The sequence below is a fragment of the Gemmatimonadota bacterium genome, assembly GCA_041390105.1.
Lineage (GTDB): Bacteria > Gemmatimonadota > Gemmatimonadetes > Longimicrobiales > Gaopeijiaceae > JAGQIF01.
The window spans coordinates 129,237-154,893 of sequence record JAWKQO010000001.1; the positions used below are offsets into that span (position 1 = coordinate 129,237).

The window sequence follows — 25,657 nt, forward strand, 5'->3', positions numbered from 1 at the left end:
GGCGCCTCGGTCGCCTGCCTGCCGTCCCTGCCTGTGGGGAGGCGGCCGGTTGCCCCCCACCCGGGGTCGGTTTACACTTTGGGGCTAGCAAAGAGACGGCCAATCCGGCTTCCCGTGCAGCGCAGACTCTCGCGGAGGCGACCCAACGAATGGGCATCGACAAGTCCAGCGTCATCAAGAAGTACCAGCTCCACGACAAGGATCAGGGCAGCGCGCCTGTTCAGATCGCCTTGCTCACGGAGCGGATCAACTACCTGCAGAGCCACTTCCAGGCCCACAAGAAGGACCATCACAGCCGCCAGGGGCTGATGAAGATGGTCGGCCGCCGCCGTCGACTCCTCGAGTATCTCCGACAGACGGACCTCGAGCGCTACCGCAGCCTCATCGCCGACCTGGGCCTCCGTCGGTAGGCAACCCATGAGAGCGGAATCCGAGGTGGATTCCGCTCTTCGCGTTCGAGGCTGCCCCGTTCGAGGAGTGCAGTTGCGGACCGACCCACAAGACCCGTTCCCGCCCCGTGCGCACGACAGAGCGTCCGCGCGGCCCGGGACAGCGAAATCGGAAAGAAAAGAATGCACAGAATGGAACGAGAGTTCGCTGGTCGACCTCTCATCCTCGAGACCGGCCGCATGGCCAAGCTCGCTCAGGGTACGTGCCTCGTCCAATTCGGTGAGACCGTGGTGCTGTGCGCGGCCACGGTACAGCCGAACCCGACCCACCTCCCCTTCTTCCCGCTGACCATCGAGTACCGGGAGAAGAGCTACGCGGCCGGCAAGATCCCCGGTGGCTTCTTCAAGCGCGAAGGGCGTCCGGGAGACAAGGAGATCCTCGCGGCCCGCTCGGTGGACCGGCCGCTCCGGCCGCTGTTTCCGGACGGCTTCATGCACGAGACCCAGGTCGCGTGCTTCATCCTCAGCGCCGACCAGAAGAACGACGCCGACGTGCTGGCGCTCCTCGGCGCCTCGGTCGCCTTGAACCTCTCGCCCATTCCGTTCCGCACGCCGGTCGCGTCGGTTCGCATCGGGCGCATCCAGGGCAACTGGCTCCTCAATCCCACCTTCGAGCAGCTCGAGTACTCCGACCTGGACATCGTGGTCGCCGGCAGCGAGCACGCCATCACCATGGTCGAGGGTGGGGCGGTCGAGGTGCCGGAGTCCGAGATCCTCGAGGGTCTGCAGGTGGCCCATGAGGGGATCAAGGAGCTGGTCGCCTTCCAGAAGGCGTTCCTGGAGGGCCACCAGGTGCCGGTGATGGAGTGGACGTCCAAGGACCCGGCGGCGGGTCTGCGCGGCCAGGTCGAGGATCTGGCGCTGGCCCGGGTGGCCGAGGCCATGACCCTGCGTGACAAGCAGGAGCGCAGCCAGGCGCTCGCCTCCATCGAGGAGGACGTGCTGGCGCAGATGTCGGCCAGCTCCGAGGAAGAGGAAACGGACACCGATCTGGTTCCCTCCGTAAAGGACATCTTGCGCGGCATCGAGAAGAAGACCATGCGCAAGCAGATCCTCGAGCGCGGTGAGCGAGCCGACGGGCGAGGCGTCGACGACATCCGCCCGATCCAGTGCGAGGTGGGCGTGCTGCCCCGGCCGCACGGATCCGCGCTGTTCACGCGCGGCCAGACGCAGGCGCTGGGTGTGGTCACGCTGGGCACCGCTCGAGACGAGCAGCGCATCGACTCGATCGATTCGGCCGAGGACATCTTCAAGTCCTTCATGCTGCACTACAACTTTCCGCCGTTCTCCACCGGCGAGGCCCGGCCGTTCCGGGGCACCTCACGCCGCGAGACCGGCCACGGAAATCTGGCCGAGCGCGCGATTCAGCCGCTGCTTCCCAAGTACGACGAGTTCCCGTACACGATCCGTGTGGTGTCGGATGTGCTCGAATCCAACGGCTCGTCCTCGATGGCGTCCGTCTGCGCGGCTTCGCTGGCGTTGATGGGTGCGGGTGTGCCGATGCGCGCCGCCTGCGCCGGAGTCGCCATGGGACTGATCCTGGAAGACGGGCACGTGGCCGTGCTCACCGACATCCTCGGTCTCGAAGACGCGCTCGGCGACATGGACTTCAAGGTCGCGGGCACCGCGCGTGGCGTCACTGCCATCCAGATGGACATCAAGGTCGAAGGACTGACTGTCGACATCCTGAAGGAGGCGCTGGAGCGGGCCCACAAGGGCCGGATGCACATCCTCGGCATCATGAACGACACCATCGCCGAGCCGCGGAGCGAGCTCTCGCAATACGCACCGCGCATCATGACGATCGAGATCAACCCGGAGAAGATCGGCGAGATCATCGGGCCCAAGGGCAAGACCATTCGTGCCATCCAGGACGAGACCGGAGCCACCATCGACATCGACGACAGCGGCCTGGTGAAGATCGCGGCGGTGTCCGGAGAGGCGGGTCTACGTGCACGCGAGATGATCGAGGCCATCGTGCAGGAGCCCGAGGTCGGTCGCATCTACGAAGGGCCGGTGAAGAACACCACCACCTTCGGCGCCTTCGTCGAGATCCTGCCGGGCACCGAGGGTCTGTGCCACATCTCGGAGCTGCAGGAAGGGCGAGTCGAGAAGACCGAGGACGTCTTGAAGAAGGGTGACATCACCAAGGTGAAGCTCCTTTCGATCGACGAAAAGGGTCGCCTCCGTCTCTCCCGCAAGGCCGCGCTGGCCGAGCTCAGTGCGGCGCAGGAGCCCGCCACCAGCGAGGCCTGATCGTTGTCCAGCGGCATGGTGACCGCGCAGACCATGCAGCAGACGCGTCTCGCCAACGGCGTACACGTCCTGAGCGAAAGGATCGAGAGTGTACGATCTGTCGCGCTGGGCGTGTGGGTCCGTCACGGATCGGTGCACGATCCCATGGAGCACCTGGGTGCGAGCCACCTGCTCGAGCACATGGTGTTCAAGGGTACGCGTTCCCGTTCCGCCCGTGAGATCGTGCTGGCGCTCGAAGGGGTAGGCGGTTCGATCGACGCCTACACGAGCCGGGAGCAGACGGGCTATCAGGCACGGGTGCTGGATCAGCACCTGGACCTGGCGGTCGACGTTCTCGCGGATCTGGTGCTGGAGCCTCTACTGCGCGATGAGGACCTCGAGCTCGAGCGCGACGTCGTGTTGGAGGAGATCTCGACCGTCGACGAGACGCCTGACGACCTGGTGTTCGAGCTGCACGGAGACTTGCTGTGGGCGGGGCATCCCTACGGCCGGTCCATCCTGGGGACCCGCGAGACGGTCTCTGCCATCGACGGTGCTGCGTTGCGTGCACTTCACGCCGCCCAGTATCGCGGATCCAATCTGGTCGTGGCCGCGGCTGGACACGTCGACCATGACGACTGGGTACGCACGGTGGAGAAGCGCTTCGGCGGCGCCGCTCCCCATTCTGGTAGCCCCCGGGTCGGTCCAGCCACACCGGTGCACGGCCGACTCGCGCATGTCGAACACCAGGGCGTCCAGACGCACATCGTGTTGGGGGCGGCAACGCCCGGGCACCGCGACCCTCGGCGGCATGCCCTGGTTCTTCTTTCCGCCGCATTCGGTGGGGGAATGAGTTCCCGCCTCTTTCAGCGACTCCGAGAGGAGCTGGCGCTCGGGTATGCGGTCTATTCGTACCAGTCCTTCAACCGGGACGCTGGCGTAACCGGGATGTACCTGGGCACGCGCCCCGGGTGGGAGGAGCGGGCGCTGGAGGCCATTCGTGCCGAGTATGCGCGCATGGCCCAGGAGGGCTTGCCCCCCGCGGAGCTGGATCAGATCAAGGAGCAGGTGAAGGGCCAGTTGCTGCTGTCCCTGGAATCCACGTCCGCCCGGCTGTACCGTCTGGCGGGGCACGCCCTCTTCGACGAGCCCTTCCGGTCGGTGGACGAGATCCTGGCGGACATCGACGGCGTCACGGTCGAGGGGGCGCGGGCCGTGGCCGCGGAGTTCTTCGCGCCGGCCGAGCAGACCGTCCTGCTCCTGGGCCCGGCCCCGAAGCAGAGGACAGGCGCCGGGGCGTTCGCGCCGGCCTGGCCCGAGTTGGAAACGTAGTCCACCACGACCGGCCCGAGCGTCTCCCAAGGTCTGGAGGCGCGGGCTGGAAGACCACAGGAAGACACGGCGATGCGCATCGGAGTCCCCAAAGAGATCAAGACCAACGAGAATCGCGTGGCACTCGTTCCCGCCGGCGCCGAGACGCTGGCCGAGCACGGCCACGATGTGGTGGTGGAGAAGGGAGCAGGTCTGGGAAGCGGCTTCACGGACCAGCAGTACGTGGAGGCCGGTGCCCGCATCGCCTCCGCTGCCGACGAGGTCTGGGCCCACGCCGAGATGATCCTCAAGGTGAAGGAGCCGATCGAGCCGGAGTGGCCTCGCATCCGCTCGGATCACGTCCTCTTCACGTATTTCCATTTCGCGGCCTCGGAGCCTCTGACCAAGGCACTGCTCGCGTCCGGCTCCGTGTCGATCGCCTACGAGACGGTCCAGCTCCCCTCCGGTGAGCTGCCGCTGCTGACTCCGATGAGCGAGGTTGCCGGCCGCATGGCCATCCAGGAGGGCGCCAAGTACCTGGAGAAGTTCTTCGGCGGCAGCGGCATCCTCCTGGGCGGGGTTCCGGGCGTGCTCCCCGCCGAGGTCGTGGTCCTCGGCGGCGGTGTGGTGGGGACCCATGCGGCAAAGATGGCCGCGGGTCTGGGAGCCCATGTCACCATCCTCGACGTGTCCCTGGAGCGGATGCGTCACCTGTCGGATGTGATGCCCGCCAATGTGGATCTGCTGTACTCCAATCGCTACAACATCCGCGAGTGCCTGCGGCGGGCCGATCTCGTCGTCGGTGCCGTGCTCCTGCCCGGTAAGAAGGCGCCGAGCCTCGTCACCCGGGCCGACCTCTCAGACATGCGGGAGGGCTCGGTGATCGTGGACGTAGCGGTGGATCAGGGTGGTTGCGTCGAGACGATCAAGCCGACCACCCACGAAGACCCCATCTACACGGTCGACGGAGTCATCCACTACGGCGTGGCCAACATGCCGGGTGCCGTTCCGCGTACCAGCACGCTGGCGCTGACCAACGCCACGTTCCCCTACGCGCTGCGCCTGGCGAACCTCGGGTGGAAGGCGGCCTGCCGCGCGGACCGGGCTCTGGCGCTCGGGGTCAACACGGTAGCCGGCTCGCTGACCTATCCGGGCGTGGCGGAAGCCTTCGACATGCCCTGTCGGGGCGTGGAGGACTTCCTTCAGGAGCCACTGCAGGTCTGATTCGGTCGGGCGCGGGAGGAACCGTGGACGTTCGATTCCGTAGGCTGGCCGGGAACGCGGACCTGCCGTTGCCCGAGCGAGCCAGCGCCCACGCCGCCGGGTACGATGTGCGCTCGGCGGAACCGGGGTTCGTCCTGCAACCGGGCGAGATTCGGGCAGTGGGGACGGGCCTGGCGATGGAGCTCCCGGAGGGAGTCGAGTGCCAGGTCCGTCCCCGCTCCGGCCTCGCGCTGCGCCATGGGATCACCATGCCCAACGCGCCCGGCACCATCGACCCGGACTATCGCGGAGAGCTCAAGGTCCCGCTGCAGAACCTGGGACGGGAGCCGTACCGCATCGAGCGCGGGGAGCGCATCGGGCAGCTGGTGTTCGCCCGATTCGAGACACCGCGTTTGATCGAGGTCGACACGCTTCGAGCCACGGTTCGGGGCGAGGGTGGTTTCGGCAGTACCGGCACCGCCTGAAGGGGGCCTTCCTGGCGCCTGCGCATGTGCCGCGCGCAGCCTCTTGGAGCCGGGTACCGTTCTTGCAAAGTGCCATGACCTCGGGTAGCTTCGGGCACCCTTCCTGGGGGTCGGGTCCGTAGCGTCCCATCACACAACTTCTGTCCAGACCAGCCGGAGAAAATACGCCTTTGGCTCGCTGGTTCACTCCCGGACGCCTCTTTCCGGGAAACGACATCGCCGTCGATCTGGGGACAGCCAACACGCTCGTCTACGTCAAGGGCGAGGGCATCGTGCTGAACGAGCCCTCGGTCGTTGCCGTCGAGAAGGGCTCGGGCCGGATCAAGGGCATCGGGCTCGAGGCCAAGCGTATGCTGGGCCGCACCCCGGAGGGGATCGAGGCCGTCCGTCCGTTGAAGGATGGCGTCATCGCGGACGTGGACGTGACCGAGATGATGCTCCGGCACTTCCTTACCCAGGTGACGCACCGGCGCATGCTCCGCCTCAAGCCCAAGGTGGTCGTGGGCGTGCCCTCGGGCATTACCGAGCTGGAGCGGCGCGCCGTGCGGTCCTCCGCGCTTACCGCGGGAGCCAAGGCCGTCTACATGATCGATGAGCCGATGGCCGCGGCCATCGGCGTGGGGCTGCCCATCGAGACGCCGACCGGCAACATGGTCATCGACATCGGGGGCGGGACCACGGAGATCGCCGTGATCGCGCTCTCCGGCATCGTCTCCAACACCTCGATCCGAGTCGGCGGCGATGAGCTCGATTCGGCCATCGTCACCTTCCTGCGCAAGAACTACAACCTCCTGATCGGCGAGCCCACCGCGGAAGCGATCAAGATCCAGATCGGATCGGCGTTCGACTTCGGGGAGGAGCGCGAGATGGAGGTCAAGGGACGTGACCTGGTCAGTGGGATCCCGAAGACCGTTACCGTACACTCCCAGGAGATCCGGGAGTGCATCCAGGAGCCCATCCAGACGATCGTCGAAGCAGTCAAGCGCGCGCTCGAGATCACGCCCCCCGAGTTGTCTTCGGACATCGTGGACCGCGGCATCGTGATGACGGGTGGCGGCGCGCTGATCCGCGGGCTCGATCGCCTGCTCCAGCATGAGACGCACCTGCCGATCCATGTGGACGAAGAGCCGCTCACCTGCGTGGTGCGCGGGGCAGGGCGAGTCCTCGACGATTTCGAGAAGTACCGGAACGTCCTGACGGCCTGAGGCCGGACGGATGCCGCCCTACGCAGAGCCGCAGGAGCAGCAGGGTCGCAGGGAGATCCTGCAGGCGTTGGGCATCGTCTTCTTCGCCTACATCCTCAGCGTGTTGCCTCCCGGTGCCCAGGGCTGGATCGGCGCCGGGCTGCGCGTTTCGGTGCTCGCTCCCTTCATCTGGGTCCAGGAGTCCCTGGCCGAGGCGCGCGTCCAGGCCACGGCGGCCAGCCTGCTCCAGAGCCGCCTGGATTCGCTCACAGCGGAAGTCACGGCCAACCGCGCCGTGGTGGAGGAGAATCGCCGCCTGCGGGCACTCCTGGGCCTCGCAGCCCGACCGGCGGTGGACGTGGTGCCGGCCAGCGTCGTGCGCACGGGGACCGCAGGGTCGGCGGGGACCTTCATGCTCGATGTGGGGCTCGCCGACGGGGTGCGGCCCAACGCACCGGTGATCGTTGCGGAGGGCCTGGTGGGCATTGTTCGCGAGGTCGCCGACCACGCCTCGATTGCCATGGACTGGACGAACCCCGACTTCCGCGTCAGTGCCATGACGCAGAATGGGCAGGAGTACGGCATCGTCGAGCCGCAGAGGGGTGTGTTCGGCGAGCTGGACCGCATGCTCTGGAGCGGCGCCCCCTACTTCGGCGAGTTGACGGAGGGGACGGCGGTGGTGACCAGCGGTCGCGGGGGGCTCTACCCCAGGGGTATTCCGGTGGGCACCATCGATGGCCAGGCCCAGGTGGACGAGGGATGGCGTCGTAGCTACTGGGTGCGCCCCGTCGTGGACGCGGGCAGCGTCACGCACGTCTTGGTGGTCCTCTGGGGCGGCGGCGCGACGGGCGGGCCCAATCCGCCCGACTGGTGGCGAACGGTGGGACCGGACGCGGGTGCCGATCCGGGGGACCTGCCGCCGCCTACGCTGGCGGTTCCCGACACCGGAGGTGCGGGCCGATGACGACGTCGGGGGGCCGGCTTGCCTTCGTCACGGCGCTACTCGTCCTGTGCCACCTGGTCCTGCACGTGGCCTTTGGCATCGGGCGCGGGGCCCCCGACCTTTTCGCGGTAGCCGTGCTGCTGGCGTCGCGCCAGATCGGCGCGCGGGGCGGTGCCACGCTCGGTGTCTGCCTGGGTCTGCTGGAGGATGCCTTTTCCGTGCTTTCGTTCGGCGCGAGCGCCGTGTCGCTGGGCATGGTAGGCGTGCTGGGAGGGGCGACCCGTGACCTCTTCGTCGGGGACTCGCGGACGTTCCGCATCACGTATCTTTGGTTGGGTGTCTGGCTGCGGGGCCTGGTCTTCTGGTTGCTGACCGCACCGGCCGCACGCTCTGCGCTCCAGCGTGCCCTGTTCGTGGAGGCACCCCTGGACGCGCTCTATGCGGCAGCGATCGGTTGGCTGGTCTTCGCGCTGACGGGGATCGGAGCGACGGAACGATGAATCACGATCATCCCCACGAGCGGCGACGCCGTGCTCAGATCGCCAGCGTGGTCGTCACGGCTCTGCTGGGGGTTCTGGGGTTGGTGTCGTTCCGCCTCCAGGTGTTGGGGTCCGATCAGTGGATCCTGCAGTCGGAGTCCAACCGCTTGCGTCCCCTGCCGCTGCCGCCGCCGCGCGGGACGATCTTCGATCGCAACGGTCGCGTCGTGGCGGAGAGCGTCCCCGGCTATGAGGTGACGTTGCTGCCCGGGCCCGCCGACAGCATGCACGCGGTGCTGGAACGCATCCGACCCTACCTGGGGCTGCAGGACCGTGACATCGAGTCGTTGATGCGCACCGTTCGACGCTATCCACGTCAGCCCTTGCTGGTGGAACGCGACGCGGACTTCGCGGCGGTCGCCGCCCTGGAGGAGCGCCGTTCCATGTTCCCCAGCGTATTCATCGACATGCGACCCAAGCGTCGCTACGTGGCGGGCGAAGCGACCGCGCACGTCGTCGGGTATGTAGGAGAGATCAGCCCAGGCGAGCTGGAGCGGCCCGAGTTCGAGGGCTACGAGCCGCGTTGGATCATCGGGAAGGAAGGTCTGGAGCGGACCTACGAGCAGGCGCTGCAAGGCACCTACGGCGTGCGCTACGTAGAGGTGGATGCGCGCGGTGCCATCGTGGGCTCGTTCCGCGGCTACCAGGAGGAGCCGGCCGTGCCGGGGCAGGATCTGGAGTTGAACCTGGACCTCGACCTGATGGAGTGGATCCACCACATCTTCCCCGACTCGATGGCGGGAGCCGTGGTGGCGCTCGACGTCGAGGAAGGCGGAGTGCTGGCGTTGTACTCTGCGCCCACCTTCGACGCCAACCTACTGGTGGGGTCGATCGACCGCGCGACCTGGGCGACGTTGAACACCAACCCCTACCATCCCCTCCTCAACCGCGCGACCCAGGGACACTACGCGCCTGCGTCGACGTTCAAGCTGGCCACCGCTGCTGTGGGGCTCGAACTGGGTGTGGTGACGCCAGACGAGTTCATGCCCGAACCCTGTCGGGGTGCGTTTCGCTACGGCCGCATCTTCCACTGTCACGATCGGAGCGGCCACGGCTATCTGGATCTGGCGGGAGCCATCGCCAACTCCTGCGACATCTACTTCTATCAGCTGGGTCTCAGAATCGGCTTGCAGCCCTTCCTCGACGACGTCGGAAAGCTCGGGTTTCGATCGCAGTGCGGGATCGACCTCCCCACGGAGCGAGCTGGCGAGTTGCCCGACGGACCGAGCTGGTGGGAGCGCAACTACGGCTACCGACCCAACCCGAGTGAGGTGATCTCGTTGTCCATCGGGCAGGGGCCCAATGGTCAAACGCCGCTGAAGATGGCGCAGTTCTATCTGGCGCTGGCTCGCCGCGGTCAGGCTCCGACGCCGCGACTGGCCCGCGACGAGCAGCCACCGGAAGGGCTTACGCTCGACATCGCTCCGGAGAACATCGAAGCGCTCTGGGACGGGTTGTTGAGTGTGATGGAGCCCGGCGGTACCGGGCACCTGTCGTCGCTCGAGCACTGGGATCTGTGGGGAAAGAGCGGGACCGGCCAGAACGAAACGGGCCGGGACCACGCCTGGTTCGCCGGCTTCGGTGGTCCGATCGGCGGGGATCCCGAAGTCGTCGTGGTGGCGCTCGTGGAGCAGGGCGAGAGCGGCTCCCGCATGGCCGCTCCGGTCATGGCCAAGACGGTCGACTACTACCTGCGCAAGAAGCACGGCCTGCCTCTCGACACGGTGCAGACGCTGCGCGAGTACTACCAGCGCGGGCGACCGGCGCCGTGGGCCAACCGTACGCGCCCACGGCCGCGCCCGGTCGCGGACGGATGAGCGGAGCGTTCCGCCGTTGGGCGGGCGATCCCGCCATGGTGATCGGACTGTTCGCGATCTCGGCGTTCGGGATCGCGATGATCTACTCGGCGGGCGTGCTCAACATTCCCAGCCCCGTGGTGCAGGGGGCCTGGATCCGTCAGGCGGTCTGGTTCGGGTTGGCCCTTGTCGTGTTCACCGCCGTGCGCCGCATCCCGGCCCGCTGGTTGGAGTGGTTCGCCGTCCCCGGCTACGTGATGGGCATCCTTCTGCTGATGGCCACCCTGGTGATCGGGACGGGCGCCGGCACCGCAGCCGGCACCAAGAGCTTCATCCAGCTGGGGCCTCTGCGCTTCCAGCCGGCCGAGGTGGCCAAGATCACCACCATCCTGGCACTGGCCCGGCTACTGGGCTCCCGTGAGGAGGCGCCCCGCTACCTGCGGGAGCTGGTCCCGGCGGCCTTCCTCGCGGCTCTGCCGCTGGGCTTGGTGGTGCTGCAGCCGGACCTGGGCACGGCCATGGCCTTCGTCGGGATCCTGTTCGCCGCGCTGTTCTGGGCCGGGACCCCCTGGTGGATGCTCCTGCTCCTCGCCAGCCCGGGACCGGCGCTGATCCTGACGTTCGACACCCGATTCTGGTCCGTGTACATGGTGGCGGTGGTGGTCTTCCTGTATGTCCTGCGCTACCGGGTCTACCTGGTGGAGTCGGTGGCGGTGGTGCTCGGGAACCTGGCGGCGGGCACCGTTGCCACACCCCTGTGGAATTCCCTGGCCGAGTATCAGAAGGACCGGCTGCTCGTCTTCCTCGACCCCAGCGCCGATCCACTGGGGGCGGGCTACCACCTGATCCAGTCCAAGGTGGCCATCGGGTCCGGGGGCTTTGGTGGGAAGGGCTTCACCCTTGGCACCCAGAAGCGCCTCGACTTCCTGCCCGAGCAGCACACCGACTTCATTTTCAGTGTGATCGGCGAGGAGTTCGGGTTCATCGGCACCTCGCTGCTCCTGTTGGCCTTCGCCTTCGTGCTCCTGCGCCTGGTGCGCCTGGCCGAGGACGAGGCCCCCAACGCGTTTGCCGGGATCGTCTGCCTCGGTATCTTCGGCTCCTGGCTCGTCCATATCTTCGTGAACGTCGGGATGACGATCGGGGTGGTTCCCGTGACCGGTATCCCGCTCCCGTTCGTCAGCTATGGCGGCTCGTTTCTGCTGATGTCCTGGCTGGCGGCAGGGGTGGCCCTGCGGAGCCTGGAGGAGGACTAGTCCTTTGGCGGCTTGGTTCCGGAGACCCAAGGGTCCCCTGAAGAAGCAAGAGAAGCGCGACGTACCCCGGGACGTCTTCGACAAGTGCCCGGGGTGCGGCGAGATCCTGTATTCGGAGAACCTCGCCAAGAACCTCGGGGTCTGCCCGACCTGCGGGCACCACACTCGGGTCACGGCGGAGCGCTACCTGGACCTGATCCTGGATTCCGGTTCGTTCCAGGAGTGGGACGCGGACCTGAGAAGCGACGATCCACTCCACTTCACCGATCTCAAGCCCTACGGCGAGCGGTTGGTGGCGGCTGAGCGAAAGGTGGGGCGCTCCGACGCGGTGATCACCGGGGCAGGTCGCTTGGATGGCCGGGACGTGATCGTGGCCGTCATGGACTTCCGCTTCATCGGTGGGTCCATGGGGTCGGTGGTGGGTGAGAAGATCGCGAGGGCGGGGCGAGGTGCCCTGGAGCGTCGGCAGCCACTCCTGGTCTTGAGCGCCTCCGGAGGGGCGCGCATGCAGGAAGGGATCTTCTCGCTGATGCAGATGGCCAAGACCTCCGCGGTGCTGGCCCGTCTGCACGACGCGGGAATCCCCTTCATCTCCATCCTGACCGATCCCACCACCGGGGGCGTCACGGCCTCCTTCGCCATGCTGGGCGACATCATCCTGGCGGAGCCGGGCGCCTTGATCGGCTTCGCCGGTCCCCGGGTCATCGAGGAGACCATCCGGCAGGAGCTGCCCGAGGGATTCCAGCGCTCGGAGTTCCTGCTGACCCACGGCATGGTGGACCGGGTCGTCGACCGGCGAGAGCTCAAGGCGTCGCTCGGGCGCCTCCTCGCTCATCTGCTCGGCCCGGTGGCCAGGGTCCGGTCCGGTCCGCACTCCCTGGGCGCCTCGGTCCCGGGATAGCCACGGAACCGGCATGAGCGGCCGCGGCCCCGTCGACCCCGCGACCCGCACGCTTCTCCACGAGCTCTTCCCGGGGCGCCTGGCGCCCGCGGAGCGGTGGGGACTGGGGAAGACGCGCGCACTCCTGTCCGCCGTGGGAGGTCCCCAGCGATCCTTCGCCACGGTCCACGTGGGCGGCACGAACGGGAAGGGCTCGACGTCGGCCATGGTGGCCAGCGCGCTCTCCGCTGCGGGTCACCGGGTGGGCCTCTACACGTCGCCGCACCTGGTTCGCTTCAACGAGCGCATCCAGGTGGATGGGCGCCCGGTGGCAGACGACGTGCTGGCCCGGGTCGCCGACGGCTTCGCGTCGGTGGTGGACGAGGTCGATCCCGCCTTTTTCGAGCTCAGCACGGCGCTGGCCTTCAAGACATTCCAGGAGCTCGGCGTCGAGATCGCGGTCGTCGAGGTCGGGCTGGGGGGGCGCCTGGACGCGACCAACGTGCTGGATCCCCTCGCGGTGGGAGTGACCAACGTCGGTCTGGATCATCGCGAGTACCTCGGCGACACCCTCGAGAGCGTGGCTCGGGAGAAGGCGGGGATCGCCAAGCGTGACACCGTGTTCCTGACCACTGCCTCGGTGCCGGCTGTACGGTCCGTTCTGTCGGCGCGTGCCGAGGCGCTGGGAGCGCGGGTCCGCATCCTCGAGCCGGGCGAGCTCACCGTGCGGTCCGGGGAGCCATTGCAGCTCCGAGCCGTGCTGGAAGAAAGCCGCTGGGGCTCCGTCGAGTTGGATCTTCCGCTGGCCGGTGCGCACCAGGCTCTCAACCTGCTGCTCGCGCTGCGGCTGCTGGAGGCGTTGCCCGACCGTTGGTGTCCGGCCCGCCACGCGCTCGTTCGCGGCATCCACCAGACGCGCTGGCCCGGACGCCTCGATCTCCGCCGCCACGATGGGTCTGCCTGGATCTTCGACATCGCCCACAACCCCGAGGGCATCGAGGCGCTGGCGCGCTCGCTGCCGGACCTGGGCCTGGAGCTTCCCCTGCGCGCCGTGGTCGGGATCCTCGGCGACAAAGACTGGCGGTCCATGCTGGAAGGGCTCGCACCGCTGGCGCAGCGGCTGTTCCTGACCCAACCCCCCTCGGCGGGTGGACGGCGCTGGAACCTCGAGGAGGTGGCCGGCTGGGTTGCCACGCGTCCCTGGGCGGACAGGGTGGAGGTCGCTCCGGAGTTCACGGAGTTGCTGTCCTCTCCCCACCTCCGCGGCGGTACCGCGCTGGTCACGGGATCGGCCCACACCGTTGGGGACGCCTTTGCCGTGTTGGGGTTCGAGCCCTTTTCCGAGTGGCCTGCCGCACCTTCCGACTCCGACGCCGCGAGTGCCGTCGGGTAGAGCAGCTCGGCATTGTCCTTTCCCGGGTACACTTTAGATTCGCGGCCATGACGGAGGCTGCCAGCATCGGACGCCTGCCGGGGTTCCGGGATTTTCCCCCGGAGGCGATGGCGGCACGGACGCGCATTTTCGAGGCCTGGCGTCGCGCTTCTCGACGGTATGGCTTCGAGGAGTACGATGGCCCCCCTCTGGAGGCGCTCGACCTCTACGTGCGCAAGAGCGGCGCGGAGATCGTCGAGCAACTCTACACGTTCACCGACAAGGGTGGACGCGAGGTGGCGCTCAGACCGGAGATGACGCCTTCCTTGGCGCGTATCCTTGCGGAGCGCAGCCGAGCGCTGCCCAAACCCATCCGCTGGTTCGCCACGCCGCAACTGTTCCGATATGAGCGGCAGCAACGGGGGCGCCTGCGCGAGCACTTCCAGTGGAATGCCGATGTGGTGGGGGAGTCCGCGATCGGCGCTGACGCCGAAGTGCTCTCGCTGGCCATCGACGGCATCCGCGAGCTGGGGCTGGGACCGGATGATTTCGTGGCGCGGGTTTCGGACCGCCGCCTGTTGACCGCCCTCCTGACGGCCCTGGGCATCGGTTCCGAGCGGGTGCCCGCGGTCATGTCGGTGGTTGATCGACTGGAGCGTGAGGGGCCCGGACGCGCGGCGGCCCGCCTTCAGGCCGAGGCAGCTCTGGACGACGACACCGTGCAGCGAACCCTGGCCGTGTTCGAGGCACCGGGCCTGGACGGGGTGGCGGAGGCCTTCGGGAGCCGGGACGAGGTCGGGGCGCGCCTCGAGGAGCTGGATCGGTACCGCTCCGACCTCGTCGCGCGTGGACTCGGCGATTTCCTTTCGTTCGACCTGCGCATCGTCCGAGGCCTGGCCTACTACACAGGTGTCGTGTTCGAGCTGTTCGATCGCAAAGGCGAGTTGCGGGCCATCTGTGGCGGCGGCCGCTACGATCGCTTGCTGGAGCTGGTGGGCGGAGAGTCGCTCCCCGCCGTCGGGTTCGGCATGGGCGACGTCGTCCTGGGTGAGCTGCTCAAGGACCGGGGCCTGGACCAGGGTGCCGGCCGCACGGTCGACCTGTTCCTGGTCGCGACGCACGCCAGCGAACGCGCTCTGCTGCTCCAGATCGCCGCCGTCCAGCGCAGTCGCGGAAGGAAAGTCCTCTATTCGCTGGGTGACGACTCCGTGAAGCGACAGTTCAAGGCTGCGGGAGCGTGCGGCGCGGTCGACGTGATCGTGCTCGGCCCCGAGGAAACCGGACGGGGCACGGCTCGCATCAAGCACATGAGTTCCGGTGAGGAGCGCGAGGTGCCGCTGGCCGAACTCCGATGAGTGACGCCGGGATGGGTCGGGACTCCCTCGGTGGGACACGTCGCGACATGCGACGGGCGATCCGCCGTATCGGGCTGCTGGAGATGGTGATGTTGGGAATGGCCATGGTCCTGTCGATGGTGGCCGGTGCCCTGATCGCATTCCTGCTCGAGCGGACCGCGGGGCTCTCCTTCCGAGTATCCTGGATCGTGTGTTCGGTAGTGCTCTTTGCAGTACCTGCCTTCCTGCAGTTGCGAGAGACCTCGGCACCCGCGGGAAGGGCCCGTGCCGGAAACGACCACGTGAGCGACGAGAACGATGGCGGATGAGAAGGGGCTGACCGCACAGGCTGAGGACTTCAGCGCCTGGTACAACGAGGTGGTCCAGCGGGCGGAACTCGCGGACTATTCTCCGGTGCGGGGAAGCATGGTGATTCGCCCTTGGGGCTACGGGATCTGGGAGCGCATGCAACGCGCGCTCGACGACCGCTTCAAGGAAACCGGACACGAGAATGCCTACTTCCCGCTTCTGATCCCCATGAGCTTCATCGAGCGGGAGAAGGAGCATGTGGAGGGATTCAAGCCCGAGCTCGCGATCGTCACCCACGGGGGCGGCAAGGAGCTGGATGAGCCCCTGGCCATCCGCCCGACCTCGGAGACGATCATCTACGCGATGTACGCGAAGTGGGTGCAGAGCTATCGCGACCTCCCGATCCTGCTCAACCAGTGGTGCAATGTCATGCGCTGGGAGATGCGGACGCGGCTGTTCCTGCGCACCTCGGAGTTCTTGTGGCAGGAAGGACACACGGCCCACGCCACCGAGGCGGAAGCGGAAGAGGAGACGCTGCGCATCCTGGGGATCTATCGCTCGTTCATGGAGGACTGGATCGGTCTGGCGCCCCTCACAGGACTCAAGAGCGAGTCGGAGAAGTTCGCGGGCGCGGTCCGCACGTATTGCCTGGAGGCGCTCACCCTGGAGAACAAGGCGCTGCAGGCGGGCACCTCCCACATGTTGGGACAGAACTTCTCTCGTCAGTTCGGTCTGACCTTCCAGTCGGAACAAGGCCAGGAGGAATTCGCCTGGAACACCTCGTGGGGCGTCTCCACCCGGATGATCGGTGGGATGGTCATGACGCACGGCGATGACAAGGGAGTGGTGGTCCCGCCTCGATTGGCTCCCAAGCAGGTGGTCATCCTCCCGATCTATCGCAATGACGATCAGCGCGGGCCTGTGCTGGAGAAGGCCGAGTCGGTGCGTGCCGCGCTGACCGAGAAAGGGGTGCGGGTCCAGGTCGACCTGAGGGAACACCTTTCGCCCGGTGCCCGGTTCTACGAGTGGGAGCGCAAGGGCGTGCCCTTCCGCGTGGAGATCGGACCGAAGGACCTGGAGAAAGGGCAGCTGGTCGTCGCGCGTCGCGTCGAGCTTCCAGGCCGGGAACGCAAGTCCTTCCTTCCAGAGGCCGAGGCCCTCGAGCGCCTGCCGGATCTGTTGGAGGAGTTGCAGGCAGCCCTCCTCGAGCGCAGCCGCCAGCATCGGGAGGCCAATTCGGTTCGTGGCGGCGTCGATTCGATCGCGGCCCTGGGCGAGGCGCTCGACGGCGGCGCAGGCTTCGTCTACACCGGATGGAGTGGCGACCCCGAGGTGGAGGCGCAAGTGAAGGAAGAGACGCGCGCGACCCTGCGGGTCATCCCGGGGGAGGAGTTCCGCTCCGCCAGCACGCCGACGCGCTGCATCTCCGGCGCTCCCTCGAAGATGGAGGTCGTTTGGGCACGGGCGTACTGAAGCCCGCCTTCCCACGCGGGGACGCCGGCCTGACGGCCGGCCGGGTCGCGCTGGCGGATCTGGCAGAGCACTACGGCACGCCCCTGTACGTCTACGACGCGGAGATCGTTCGGAACCGCTACGACGCGGTCGTGCACGCGTTCGCGGGGGCCGACCCGTTGGTGGCGTACTCCGTCAAAGCCAACGGGACCCTGGCGCTGCTCCACCTGCTGGCGCGGCTGGGCGCGGGAGCCGATATCGTATCGGGCGGCGAGCTGTTCCGGGCGCTGCGGGCGGGTGTTCCGGCCTCCCGCATCGTATTCGCCGGCGTCGGAAAGACGGAGGCCGAGATCGTCAGCGCCTTGGAGGCCGGCATCCTCGCCTTCAACGTGGAAGGTGCCGAAGAGCTCGATCGCATCGAAGCCAGCGCAGCGCGATTGGGGGTGAGAGCGGGTATCGCGGTGCGCGTGAATCCGGACGTGTTGTCCCCGACGCCCCACGAGTACACGCGCACGGGACACGCCGACACCAAGTTCGGCGTCTCGCTCGCCGACACTCCGGCCCTGTATCGGCGGGCCGCGCGCAGCGACCACCTGGATCCGATCGGGATCGACATGCACATCGGGTCGCAGATCACGAGCCCCGAACCCTATGCGCGGGCTCTGGAGCAGACGCTGCACGTGGTCGACGCCCTCGCGCGAGAGGGGATTGCGCTCCGGTTCTTCGACCTGGGGGGCGGGTTCGGCGTATCCTACGACGGTGGGCCTGCCATGCCGCTGGGCGACCTGGCCTCGGTGGTGGTCCCGCCCGTACGGGCTCGCGGCCTCTCCCTGATCCTGGAGCCTGGACGGTTCCTGGTCGCCGAAGCGGGCGTGCTGGTCACGCGCGTGCTGGGAATCAAGAAAGGGGCCCGCAAACGCTTTGTGATCACCGATGGCGGCATGACCGAACTGCTCCGTCCCAGCCACTACGGCGGCTACCATGTCATCGAGTCCGTGACCCGCGCCGACGGCCGGGAGCCGGAGCCGGTCGATGTGGTCGGCCCCATCTGTGAGACAGGGGACTTCCTGGCGCGGGATCGCTCGCTCCCCCTCCCAGACGTCGGGGAGCTGCTGGCCGTGCGCACGGTGGGCGCCTACGGGTTCACGATGGCATCCAACTACAACGCTCGCCGTCGGCCGGCCGAGGTGATGGTGGACGGCCGGCGTGTCGACCTCATCCGGACCCGTGAGACCTTCGAAGACCTCGTCCGCGGAGAGCAGATCCCGGACGAGGCGCCCCTAACGTGAGAGACACGTGCACGACCGAATTCTGATCATCGACTACGGCTCGCAGTTCACCCAGCTCATTGCGCGCGCGGTGCGCGAGGAGCACGTCTACTGCGAGATCCATCCGCCCACGCGCACTCCGGAGTGGATTCAGGAGTGGGGTCCCAAGGGGATCATCCTGGCCGGGGGCCCCTCGTCGGTGTACGGTGCGGACGTGCCGACCCTCGATGCCGCGCTCCTGAGGTCGGGCATTCCGATCCTGGGAATCTGCTACGGAATGCAGCTGGTCGCCCATCTCGAGGGGGGCGACGTGATCCCTGGCAAACGAGAGTACGGGCGTGCCGATCTGCGCCTCTCCGAAGCGTCGCCCTTGTTCTCGGGATTCGGCGCGGGGACACCCATCCAGGTGTGGTGCTCGCACGGGGACCACGTGGACCGGCCTCCTCCAGGCTATCGCACCATCGCGTCGACGGAGAGCCTGCCGGTGGCGGCCTTCCGGGCGGAGGATCGCCCCATCTACGGCGTGCAGTTCCATCCCGAAGTGGCGCACACACCGGAGGGCGGGCGCATCCTCGCGAACTTCCTGTTCGACGTCTGCGGCTGCGAGGCTTCCTGGACGGCTGGCACCTTCATCGAGGATACGGTGCAGGGGATCCGTACCCGCGTCGGGGACCGTCAGGTGATCTGCGGTTTGTCTGGCGGGGTCGACTCGTCGGTGGCGGCGGCGCTGGTGCACCGCGCCATCGGCGATCAACTCACCTGCGTATTCGTCGACACGGGTCTGCTGCGCAAGGCCGAGCGAGAGACCGTCGAGACGACCTTCCGCCAGCACATGGGGATGCGCCTGATCGTCGAGGACGCGCGGGCTCGCTTCCTGGGTGTGCTCGAGGGCGTCACGGATCCCGAGATCAAGCGCAGGCGCATCGGCGAGACGTTCATTCGCGTGTTCGAAGAGGTGACCGCGCGCGATGTCGGCCAGGCCGATTTCCTCGTACAGGGCACCCTCTACCCGGACGTGATCGAGTCACTCTCGGTGAAGGGCCCCTCGGCCACCATCAAGACGCACCACAACGTCGGCGGTCTCCCCGAAGATATGACCTTCGAGCTCATCGAACCCCTGCGGGAGCTCTTCAAGGACGAAGTGCGCGCCGTGGGCCGTGAGCTGGCGCTGCCCGAGATGTTCGTGGGGCGGCATCCGTTCCCGGGGCCGGGGCTGGGCATTCGTGTGCTGGGCGACGTGACCGAGCCTCGTCTGCAGGTGCTCAGAGAGGCCGATGCCATCTACCTGGAGGAGATCCGAGCGGCGGGACTCTACGACGCCATCTGGCAGGCGTTCGCCGTGCTGCTGCCTGTGCAGTCGGTGGGAGTGATGGGGGATGCGCGTACCTACGAGAACGTGGTGGCGCTGCGGGCGGTTACATCCCGGGATGGCATGACCGCGGACTGGTATCCCTTCCCCCACGACGTGTTGGCCCGCATTTCCACGCGGATCATCAACGAGGTCACCGGCGTCAACCGGGTCTGCTACGACGTGAGTTCGAAGCCGCCTGCCACGATCGAGTGGGAGTAGTGCGCGGCGCCGGGCAAGGCGAGCGGTCGCTCCCGAAGGACAGCAGCGGCTTCCGCATTCGCGGTACTGAGACCACGAGGATCGAGACGTTCACGGACGCGGCATTCGCCTTCGCTCTGACCCTGCTCGTAGTCTCGCTGGAGCCGCCGACGGACTTCGAGGCGCTCATCCGCGTCCTGCGCGACGTGCCCGCTTTCTTGATGAGCGCCAGCCTGCTCATGCTGTTCTGGTGGGGGCATGAGCGCTGGAGTCGACGCTACGGGTTGGACGACGGCGTCACTGTATTGCTCAGCTGCGTTTTGGTCTTCACCGTGCTGGTGTACGTGTATCCGCTCCGCTTCATCTCCGGCCTGGCGCTGTCGTGGATTTCGGTCCTGACGGGCCTCCCGGTCGGGTCGGGGACTCTGGTGATCCGAGGACCCGCGGACGTCAATGGCCTGTTCGTCGTATACGGGCTCGGCTTCCTTGCGATGAGTGGTGCCATGGCGGCCTTGCATCTGCACGCGTACCGGAGGCGGGAGGTACTGGGACTCGACGCCCTTGAACAGCACGAGACGCGCGCCTCGCTCGGTGCCTGGGCGTTGCTCGGGACTGCGGGTCTCGGATCCGTGCTGCTGTCGCTTTGGGTCCCAGCGACCTGGGTGGGCGTGCCCGGATGGGCCTACATGCTGCTTCCCGTCGCCATGCCCCTGTTCGGAGCGCGCATGGGGCGCCGGCGCAAGGCATTGATGGAGGGGCTGGACATCGAGTAGGTCCGCAGCCGTTGCCGGCTGCGGGGTCGGTTGGGTGCACCTACGTCCCTCCCGGCGCGCGGTCAGCCCACCACCGCGTCGGCCTCGATCTCGATCATCATCTCAGGCTCGATGAGTCCCTTGACCTCGACCATCGTGGTGCAGGGGGGATGCTCACGGAAGCGGTCTCCGTGCGCACGCCCGTAGTCCTCCCAACGTGAGATATCCGTGACGAACATGCGGGTCCGAACCACATCGGAGAGGGACGCGCCGACCGCCGCGAGGGCCTCCTCGATGATGTCGAGGCAACGCCGCGCCTGGGCCTCGGGGTCTCCGGGTGCGTGGACGGTTCCATCGGCGGCGACCGGAGCGGTGCCCGTGACGAAGACCAGCGATCCCGTCCGCAGGGCCCGGCAATAGCCGACCCGGCCCTCCCAAACCACCCCGCTGAAGGCGCGGGTCCGGTGGTCGTCGGTGCGTGTTTTCATGCGCTCCTGGTGCGATTGGCGGGGATCTTGCTCGTTCCCGGAAGGATGCTCCAGGGGCTGCTCCCCGTTGGGGTCGGTCAACACTATCCAGGAGGGGGGATGCGGTCGAGGGTCGTGGCGGCGGCGCTGGTGTTCGCCTCGGTGTGCGTGGCGCGCCTCGAGGCGCAGGTGGGTTGGGATAGCCCAATGCTGTTGGCCCCGGATTCGCCCGGGGGACTCCAGGTGTTCCTGGTCGATCCCGACGCCAGTGACGGGGTGGGGGCCATGGCCCTCTGGCGGCGTTCTCGCGCTCCGTCCGGACTGGGGTTCCGCGTGGGGGTCACCGAGGACGTGCGGTCGGAGGCCGTCGTCTTCGCAGGCGTGGATTTCAGCGGTCCTCTGACCCAGGCCGGAGATGATTTCCCCCTGGACGTGATCTGGGTCTCGGGCCTCGGTGCGTCGCTGGGAGAGAACGTGCTGGTGAGTCTGCCGATCGGCGTCAGCCTCGGGCGCGTGGTCCGCTCGCCCGACGTGCGGATCCTGCCCTACGGCACGCCCCGCGTCGTCGTGGACGGTTTCATCGGGGACGATCCCGCGCGTGAGGACATCGGCGTCGACGTGGTAGTCGATCTCGGGGCCGATCTCGCCTTCGACGCGGGCTGGGCGGTGCGTTTCGCAGTGACGGTGGGCGACCGGCAGGCGGTGGCGATCGGGGCCGCGTTCGGGTCCGGACTGCGCTGATTCGCGGCGGCAGCCCGGCGCGGGTCGGCGGGCCGCCTCAGCCGGTGCTGTCCATTCCCTGGGCGTGGATCGAATCGCGCTTCCGACGGAAGCGTACCTCGACGCTGTCCCAGACCTCGGCGATATAGGGCACGTCGCGGCCGTGGGTTTCCACGAACTCGAGCAGGTCCTCGGAGGTCACGCCGTGCTCGGCCAGGATGCGTTCGCGATCGGCGGGGATGATCTCGTTCCCGGGCGTCTGCAGGTCTGCGATGCGCAGGTCGACGTAGGTATCGATGAACACGTCCACCGGGATCGCGTCGGACGGGTCGCCCGGACCCGAGGAATCGCACGCCCCGGCAAGGGCCAGCGGCCCGAGCATGCCCAAAGCCCAGGGCCAGCGCCCCGGCCTCATCGGCTTTCCATGGGACGGGTGGCGGCCCGCCAGAGGAGGCGGCAGAGCCCGGCGAAGATCAGTGTGCCGATCACGGCGGAGGACCACGCGGTCCATTCTGACCAGGTATGCCCAACCACCCATCGGTCCGCGTTGGCCGGGTCGCCGGTGAAGCGGGTCACGCCGTAGATTGCGCCGCCGATCAGCACACCCACCAGCGCCGCTCCCGCGATCAAGCCGGACGCGTACAACACGCCCTGCTCCCGCTTCTCGGCGAGGATCTCCGCGCCGTCCTCTGTGGTGCCTGCGTCCCGGTAGCGCCGGGTGAGGGCGTGACGGAGCAGCCCACCGATGAAGATGGGGGTCATCAGCGAGACCGGCAGATAGACGCCGACCGCGAAGGCCAGGGAGGGCAACTTGAAGACGAGCTCGGCGACCGCGGCGATCACCGCGCCGAGGATCACGAAGCCCCACGGGAGCGACGCGTTGAGCACGCCGTCGATGACCAGGCTCATGAGCGTCGCCTGCGGTGCGGGCAACCCGTCGGCCGTGCCGATGCCGTACGACTCGTTCAGCACCACCAACACCACCCCCATGACAGCGGCCGAGGTGATGACACCGATCAGCTCTCCCATCTGCTGCAACCGGGGCGTGGCGCCGAGCAGGAAACCGGTCTTGAGGTCCTGGGACGTGTCTCCGGCGATGGCCGCCGAGATGCAGACCACTGCGCCGACCGCCAGCACGGAGGCCTTGGAGGCCATGCTGCCGTCGTTGAGGCCGAGGGCCACCCAGATCAACGACGTCAGGATCAGGGCCGCGATCGTCATCCCCGAGACGGGATTCGACGAGGAACCGATCAGCCCGACGATGCGGCTGGAGACGGTGACGAAGAAGAAGCTGAAGACCGCGATGAGCACGGCCCCCACGAGGTTGACGGGCACGCCCGGCCACAGCCACAGCGCGATCGTCGTCAGGCCGGCCAGCCCCAATACCGCGGGGAGGGGAAGGTCTTGTTCGGTACGCCGCACCGATCCGCCCCGGCCGCCCGCCGAACCCTTCAGGCCGAGCTTGAAGCTCTCCACGATGGTGGGGAGACTCTTGATCAAGGTGAGGATCCCGGCGCACCCCACCGCACCGGCGCCCACGTAGCGGATGTAGTGGTTCCAGATGTCGCCGGATGCGAGGTCGGCCATCGGGGCGGTGGCCGGGTAGACGATGTCGGTTCCTCCCCAGGCGTTGATCAGGGGGATCAACAGCAGCCAGGCAAGCGCGCTCCCCCCGAACATGATGGCGGCGATCCGGGGCCCGATGATGAACCCGACGCCCAGGAGCTCGGGGGTGAAGTCGCCTCCGATCTGCGCCTTCTTGGGCAGGTTGAATCCGGGGGACTCGTTCCACAGCGCCAGTCCCCTGCTGTTGGACAGCAGTTGATACAAGGCGCCCACTCCCAGCCCCTCGAACAACAGGCGTGCCTTGGTTCCGCCGACCTCGCCGGCCACCTGCACTTCGGCGCAGGCCGTGCCCTCGGGATAGGGCAGTTTCCCGTGTTCGCGTGAGATCAGGTACGCTCGCAACGGGATCATGAAGAGCACGCCGAGAATGCCACCCAGCGCCGCGATGACCGAGATCTCCATGAGGTCGACGACGACGCTCGGGTCGGAGCGCTGCCAGATGAACAGTGCGGGCAGCGTGAAGATCACCCCAGCGGCCACGGACTCCCCGGCCGAGCCGACCGTCTGCACGATGTTCGCCTCGAGAATGGTGCCGCGCTTCAGCGCTCGGAACAGGGCCACGGCCATCACCGCTGCCGGGATGGAGGCGCTCACGGTCAAACCGACGCGAAGGCCCAGGTAGGCGTTGGCGGCCCCGAACACCACGCCCAGCACCACGCCCAGGATCAGGGCCCGGGCGGTGAACTCGTCCGGATGCTGGTCAGCGGGGACGTAGGGCGGATAGGCCTCGCCCGGAACCTCCTCGTAGGCCTCCGGGGGAAGACCGCGGCGGGCCGGTGCGTCGACGTGGGCCATGAGCGTGCTCGGGCTGGAAGGCGGATCGGAGCAACCTGGCTAGCTTGGAACCCCGCGGAACCTGCCGTCAAGGCGGGTCGCGGAGCCTGGCCTCCGGTCAGGGGTAGCCCAACCCGGTCGGTTCGCGGGCCCCCGGCACGGACCGGGCCAGTCGTTCGGGACGAGGTCCCGAGCATCTGTCCTCTTCGCGAAGGTGAGGTGTCCATGTTTCGGTCCGTTCCACGCTCCGTGCGCCGGGGCGTGCCCCTCGCAGTGCTCGCGTTGGCCCTGGGCTGCGCGGTCAACCCGGCCACCGGCCGGCGTGAGCTTTCGTTCGTTTCGGAAGCCCAGGAGATCCAGATGGGGCAGGAGGCCGACGCACAGATCGTCGCGTCCCTCGGGCTCTACCCGGATTCCGCGGTGCAGCGCTACGTGCGTGACCTGGGCCTCAGCATGGCACAGGACTCCGAGCGGCCGAACCTGCCCTGGACGTTCCGCGTCGTGGACGATCCGGTCGTCAACGCGTTCGCGCTGCCGGGTGGATTCGTCTACATCACGCGCGGGATCCTGACGCATCTGACGTCTGAGGCCGAGCTGATGGGTGTGCTCGGTCACGAGATCGGCCACGTCACCGCGAAGCACTCCGTGAATCAGATCAGCCGTCAGCAGCTGTACACGCTCGGTCTGGGCGTGGGCATGATCTTCTCGGAGACGGTGCGCGCCTTCGGAGACGTGGCCATGCAGAGTCTGCAGCTGCTCTTCCTGAAGTACGGCCGGGACGACGAGTCGGAGGCCGACCGCCTGGGCTTCCGCTACATGACGGACCGGGGTTACGACCCACGGGAGATGAGCCGCGTCTTCGAGATGCTGAATCAGGTGAGCGCGCAGTCCGGGCAACGGATTCCGGAGTGGCTCTCGACGCACCCGGATCCCGGCCGCCGCGCACAGACGATCCTGGCCATGGCAGACCAGTCGGGGCAGAGCTACCAAGGCGCGACCGTCAACCGGCCGCAGTTCCTGCGCAGGCTCGACACCATGGTGTTCGGTCCCAATCCTCGCGAAGGCTACTTCGAGAACGCGGACTTCTTCCACCCCGACCTGCAGTTCGGCGTGACCTTCCCGAGTGGATGGCAGACCGTCAACCAGAAGCAGGCCGTACAGGGGGTGAGCCCGGAGCAGGATGCGGCCGCCATGCTGACCCTGGCCGAAGGGACCACGTCGGCGCGCACGGCGCGGGACGCGTTCCTCGGCGGCGAGGGTATCCAGGAGGTGGCCCGAACGGAGCAACGGGTCGGGGGTCTGCCGGCATCATGGGCGGAATTCACGGCGCAGACCGAGGATGGAACTGCCCTGCACGGGCTGACGGCCTTCGTCGAACATCGCGGCGCTGTGTTCCGCCTGCTCGGCTACACCACCCAGGCTCAGTGGAATGCGCGTTCCCAGGCGATCCAGGGCTTCGCGCGCTCCTTCCGGGCCGTGAACGATCCGGCGGTCCTGGGGAAACAGCCCGACCGCATCGAAGTCGTTCAGATTCCATCGGCCATGAGCGTGTCCGAGTTCATCACGCGGTACCCCAGCACGGTGCCGGAACCCACCGTCACCTTGATCAACCAGTTCTTCGCCACCACGAACCTGGGTCGTGGGGAACTGGCGAAGAGGGTCGCCGGCCCGCGTTGACCGGAGCGGCGAGGCGCATGCTCTGGCGCTGTTCTTGAACGTAGTGGTCGGTCGGCGCGGGGGGCCTCCGCCCCCT

Annotated in this window: 23 protein-coding genes; 20 read left to right on the forward strand and 3 right to left on the reverse strand. The window is 67.7% G+C overall.

Going from position 1 to position 25,657, the window contains the following annotated elements; genetic code table 11:
* Positions 1-149: 149 nt before the first annotated feature.
* From rpsO to R3E10_00685, 18 genes are all read left to right on the forward strand, one after another.
* Entirely contained in the window at positions 150-410 is a 261-nt protein-coding gene (gene rpsO / locus R3E10_00600) for a 30S ribosomal protein S15 (protein ID MEZ4414231.1), read from the forward strand.
* A gap of 171 nt (positions 411-581) precedes the next feature.
* Positions 582-2,705, forward strand: coding sequence for a polyribonucleotide nucleotidyltransferase (gene pnp, locus R3E10_00605; protein ID MEZ4414232.1), 2,124 nt, complete (start codon positions 582-584; stop codon positions 2,703-2,705).
* 3 nt (positions 2,706-2,708) lie between these two features.
* Positions 2,709-4,016, forward strand: a complete 1,308-nt coding sequence (locus R3E10_00610) for a pitrilysin family protein (protein MEZ4414233.1) — start codon at positions 2,709-2,711, stop codon at positions 4,014-4,016.
* A gap of 72 nt (positions 4,017-4,088) precedes the next feature.
* Positions 4,089-5,219 (forward strand): alanine dehydrogenase, encoded by a 1,131-nt coding sequence (gene ald / locus R3E10_00615; GenBank protein MEZ4414234.1) that lies wholly within the window; start codon positions 4,089-4,091, stop codon positions 5,217-5,219.
* Between the two features lie 23 nt (positions 5,220-5,242).
* Positions 5,243-5,683, forward strand: coding sequence for a dUTP diphosphatase (gene dut, locus R3E10_00620; GenBank protein MEZ4414235.1), 441 nt, complete (start codon positions 5,243-5,245; stop codon positions 5,681-5,683).
* Positions 5,684-5,853: 170 nt separating this feature from the next.
* A complete protein-coding gene (locus tag R3E10_00625; protein MEZ4414236.1) occupies positions 5,854-6,888 on the forward strand; it encodes a rod shape-determining protein in 1,035 nt (344 codons plus the stop codon).
* A gap of 10 nt (positions 6,889-6,898) precedes the next feature.
* Entirely contained in the window at positions 6,899-7,831 is a 933-nt protein-coding gene (gene mreC, locus R3E10_00630) for a rod shape-determining protein MreC (protein MEZ4414237.1), read from the forward strand.
* Entirely contained in the window at positions 7,828-8,310 is a 483-nt protein-coding gene (locus R3E10_00635; GenBank protein ID MEZ4414238.1) for a hypothetical protein, read from the forward strand. Before mreC ends, R3E10_00635 begins: the two co-directional genes overlap by 4 nt.
* Positions 8,307-10,166 carry a penicillin-binding protein 2 gene (gene mrdA / locus R3E10_00640; protein MEZ4414239.1) on the forward strand — a complete coding sequence of 620 codons (1,860 nt, stop codon included), beginning with the start codon at positions 8,307-8,309 and terminating at the stop codon, positions 10,164-10,166. Before R3E10_00635 ends, mrdA begins: the two co-directional genes overlap by 4 nt.
* Positions 10,163-11,401, forward strand: coding sequence for a rod shape-determining protein RodA (rodA, locus tag R3E10_00645; GenBank protein ID MEZ4414240.1), 1,239 nt, complete (start codon positions 10,163-10,165; stop codon positions 11,399-11,401). Before mrdA ends, rodA begins: the two co-directional genes overlap by 4 nt.
* A gap of 4 nt (positions 11,402-11,405) precedes the next feature.
* Positions 11,406-12,302, forward strand: a complete 897-nt coding sequence (gene accD, locus R3E10_00650) for an acetyl-CoA carboxylase, carboxyltransferase subunit beta (GenBank protein MEZ4414241.1) — start codon at positions 11,406-11,408, stop codon at positions 12,300-12,302.
* A gap of 13 nt (positions 12,303-12,315) precedes the next feature.
* On the forward strand, positions 12,316-13,674 hold the full coding sequence (locus R3E10_00655; protein MEZ4414242.1) for a Mur ligase family protein: 1,359 nt from the start codon (positions 12,316-12,318) through the stop codon (positions 13,672-13,674).
* A 47-nt stretch (positions 13,675-13,721) separates the two neighbouring features.
* Positions 13,722-15,008, forward strand: coding sequence for a histidine--tRNA ligase (gene hisS, locus R3E10_00660; GenBank protein MEZ4414243.1), 1,287 nt, complete (start codon positions 13,722-13,724; stop codon positions 15,006-15,008).
* Positions 15,005-15,316 (forward strand): hypothetical protein, encoded by a 312-nt coding sequence (locus R3E10_00665; protein MEZ4414244.1) that lies wholly within the window; start codon positions 15,005-15,007, stop codon positions 15,314-15,316. The genes hisS and R3E10_00665 overlap by 4 nt, the downstream gene beginning before the upstream one ends.
* Positions 15,306-16,769 carry a proline--tRNA ligase gene (gene proS / locus R3E10_00670; protein ID MEZ4414245.1) on the forward strand — a complete coding sequence of 488 codons (1,464 nt, stop codon included), beginning with the start codon at positions 15,306-15,308 and terminating at the stop codon, positions 16,767-16,769. The genes R3E10_00665 and proS overlap by 11 nt, the downstream gene beginning before the upstream one ends.
* Entirely contained in the window at positions 16,751-18,037 is a 1,287-nt protein-coding gene (gene lysA / locus R3E10_00675; GenBank protein MEZ4414246.1) for a diaminopimelate decarboxylase, read from the forward strand. The genes proS and lysA overlap by 19 nt, the downstream gene beginning before the upstream one ends.
* Positions 18,038-18,044: 7 nt before the next feature.
* Complete coding sequence (gene guaA, locus R3E10_00680) at positions 18,045-19,586, forward strand: glutamine-hydrolyzing GMP synthase (protein MEZ4414247.1); 1,542 nt, start codon at positions 18,045-18,047, stop codon at positions 19,584-19,586.
* Entirely contained in the window at positions 19,577-20,338 is a 762-nt protein-coding gene (locus R3E10_00685) for a TMEM175 family protein (protein MEZ4414248.1), read from the forward strand. Before guaA ends, R3E10_00685 begins: the two co-directional genes overlap by 10 nt.
* Before the next feature lie 62 nt (positions 20,339-20,400).
* Here R3E10_00685 and R3E10_00690 read toward each other — a convergent pair whose 3' ends face one another.
* On the reverse strand, positions 20,401-20,805 hold the full coding sequence (locus tag R3E10_00690) for a RidA family protein (GenBank protein ID MEZ4414249.1): 405 nt from the start codon (positions 20,803-20,805) through the stop codon (positions 20,401-20,403).
* A gap of 99 nt (positions 20,806-20,904) precedes the next feature.
* Between R3E10_00690 and R3E10_00695 the strand changes: the two genes are divergently transcribed.
* Positions 20,905-21,525 carry a hypothetical protein gene (locus R3E10_00695; protein MEZ4414250.1) on the forward strand — a complete coding sequence of 207 codons (621 nt, stop codon included), beginning with the start codon at positions 20,905-20,907 and terminating at the stop codon, positions 21,523-21,525.
* A gap of 37 nt (positions 21,526-21,562) precedes the next feature.
* On the opposite strand, the gene R3E10_00700 is transcribed toward R3E10_00695, so the two are convergent.
* Together R3E10_00700 and R3E10_00705 are read right to left on the reverse strand one after the other, a co-directional pair.
* Positions 21,563-21,919 carry a hypothetical protein gene (locus R3E10_00700; GenBank protein ID MEZ4414251.1) on the reverse strand — a complete coding sequence of 119 codons (357 nt, stop codon included), beginning with the start codon at positions 21,917-21,919 and terminating at the stop codon, positions 21,563-21,565.
* On the reverse strand, positions 21,916-23,925 hold the full coding sequence (locus R3E10_00705) for an oligopeptide transporter, OPT family (protein ID MEZ4414252.1): 2,010 nt from the start codon (positions 23,923-23,925) through the stop codon (positions 21,916-21,918). The genes R3E10_00700 and R3E10_00705 overlap by 4 nt, the downstream gene beginning before the upstream one ends.
* Before the next feature lie 204 nt (positions 23,926-24,129).
* On the opposite strand from R3E10_00705, the gene R3E10_00710 reads away from it, so the two are divergent.
* Positions 24,130-25,581, forward strand: coding sequence for a M48 family metalloprotease (locus tag R3E10_00710; GenBank protein MEZ4414253.1), 1,452 nt, complete (start codon positions 24,130-24,132; stop codon positions 25,579-25,581).
* The last annotated feature ends 76 nt before the right edge of the window (positions 25,582-25,657 follow it).

Coding starts and splice junctions, on each gene's coding strand:
- ald (MEZ4414234.1), top strand. CDS start 4,089: ATGCGCATCGGAGTCCCCAAAGAGATCAAGACCAACGAGAATCGCGTG.
- R3E10_00695 (MEZ4414250.1), top strand. CDS start 20,905: ATGCGGTCGAGGGTCGTGGCGGCGGCGCTGGTGTTCGCCTCGGTGTGC.
- hisS (MEZ4414243.1), top strand. CDS start 13,722: ATGACGGAGGCTGCCAGCATCGGACGCCTGCCGGGGTTCCGGGATTTT.
- R3E10_00635 (MEZ4414238.1), top strand. CDS start 7,828: ATGACGACGTCGGGGGGCCGGCTTGCCTTCGTCACGGCGCTACTCGTC.
- mrdA (MEZ4414239.1), top strand. CDS start 8,307: ATGAATCACGATCATCCCCACGAGCGGCGACGCCGTGCTCAGATCGCC.
- pnp (MEZ4414232.1), top strand. CDS start 582: ATGGAACGAGAGTTCGCTGGTCGACCTCTCATCCTCGAGACCGGCCGC.
- R3E10_00665 (MEZ4414244.1), top strand. CDS start 15,005: ATGAGTGACGCCGGGATGGGTCGGGACTCCCTCGGTGGGACACGTCGC.
- R3E10_00655 (MEZ4414242.1), top strand. CDS start 12,316: ATGAGCGGCCGCGGCCCCGTCGACCCCGCGACCCGCACGCTTCTCCAC.
- R3E10_00690 (MEZ4414249.1), bottom strand. CDS start 20,805: ATGAAAACACGCACCGACGACCACCGGACCCGCGCCTTCAGCGGGGTG.
- proS (MEZ4414245.1), top strand. CDS start 15,306: ATGGCGGATGAGAAGGGGCTGACCGCACAGGCTGAGGACTTCAGCGCC.
- R3E10_00700 (MEZ4414251.1), bottom strand. CDS start 21,919: ATGAGGCCGGGGCGCTGGCCCTGGGCTTTGGGCATGCTCGGGCCGCTG.
- mreC (MEZ4414237.1), top strand. CDS start 6,899: ATGCCGCCCTACGCAGAGCCGCAGGAGCAGCAGGGTCGCAGGGAGATC.
- rodA (MEZ4414240.1), top strand. CDS start 10,163: ATGAGCGGAGCGTTCCGCCGTTGGGCGGGCGATCCCGCCATGGTGATC.
- R3E10_00705 (MEZ4414252.1), bottom strand. CDS start 23,925: ATGGCCCACGTCGACGCACCGGCCCGCCGCGGTCTTCCCCCGGAGGCC.
- R3E10_00710 (MEZ4414253.1), top strand. CDS start 24,130: ATGTTTCGGTCCGTTCCACGCTCCGTGCGCCGGGGCGTGCCCCTCGCA.
- rpsO (MEZ4414231.1), top strand. CDS start 150: ATGGGCATCGACAAGTCCAGCGTCATCAAGAAGTACCAGCTCCACGAC.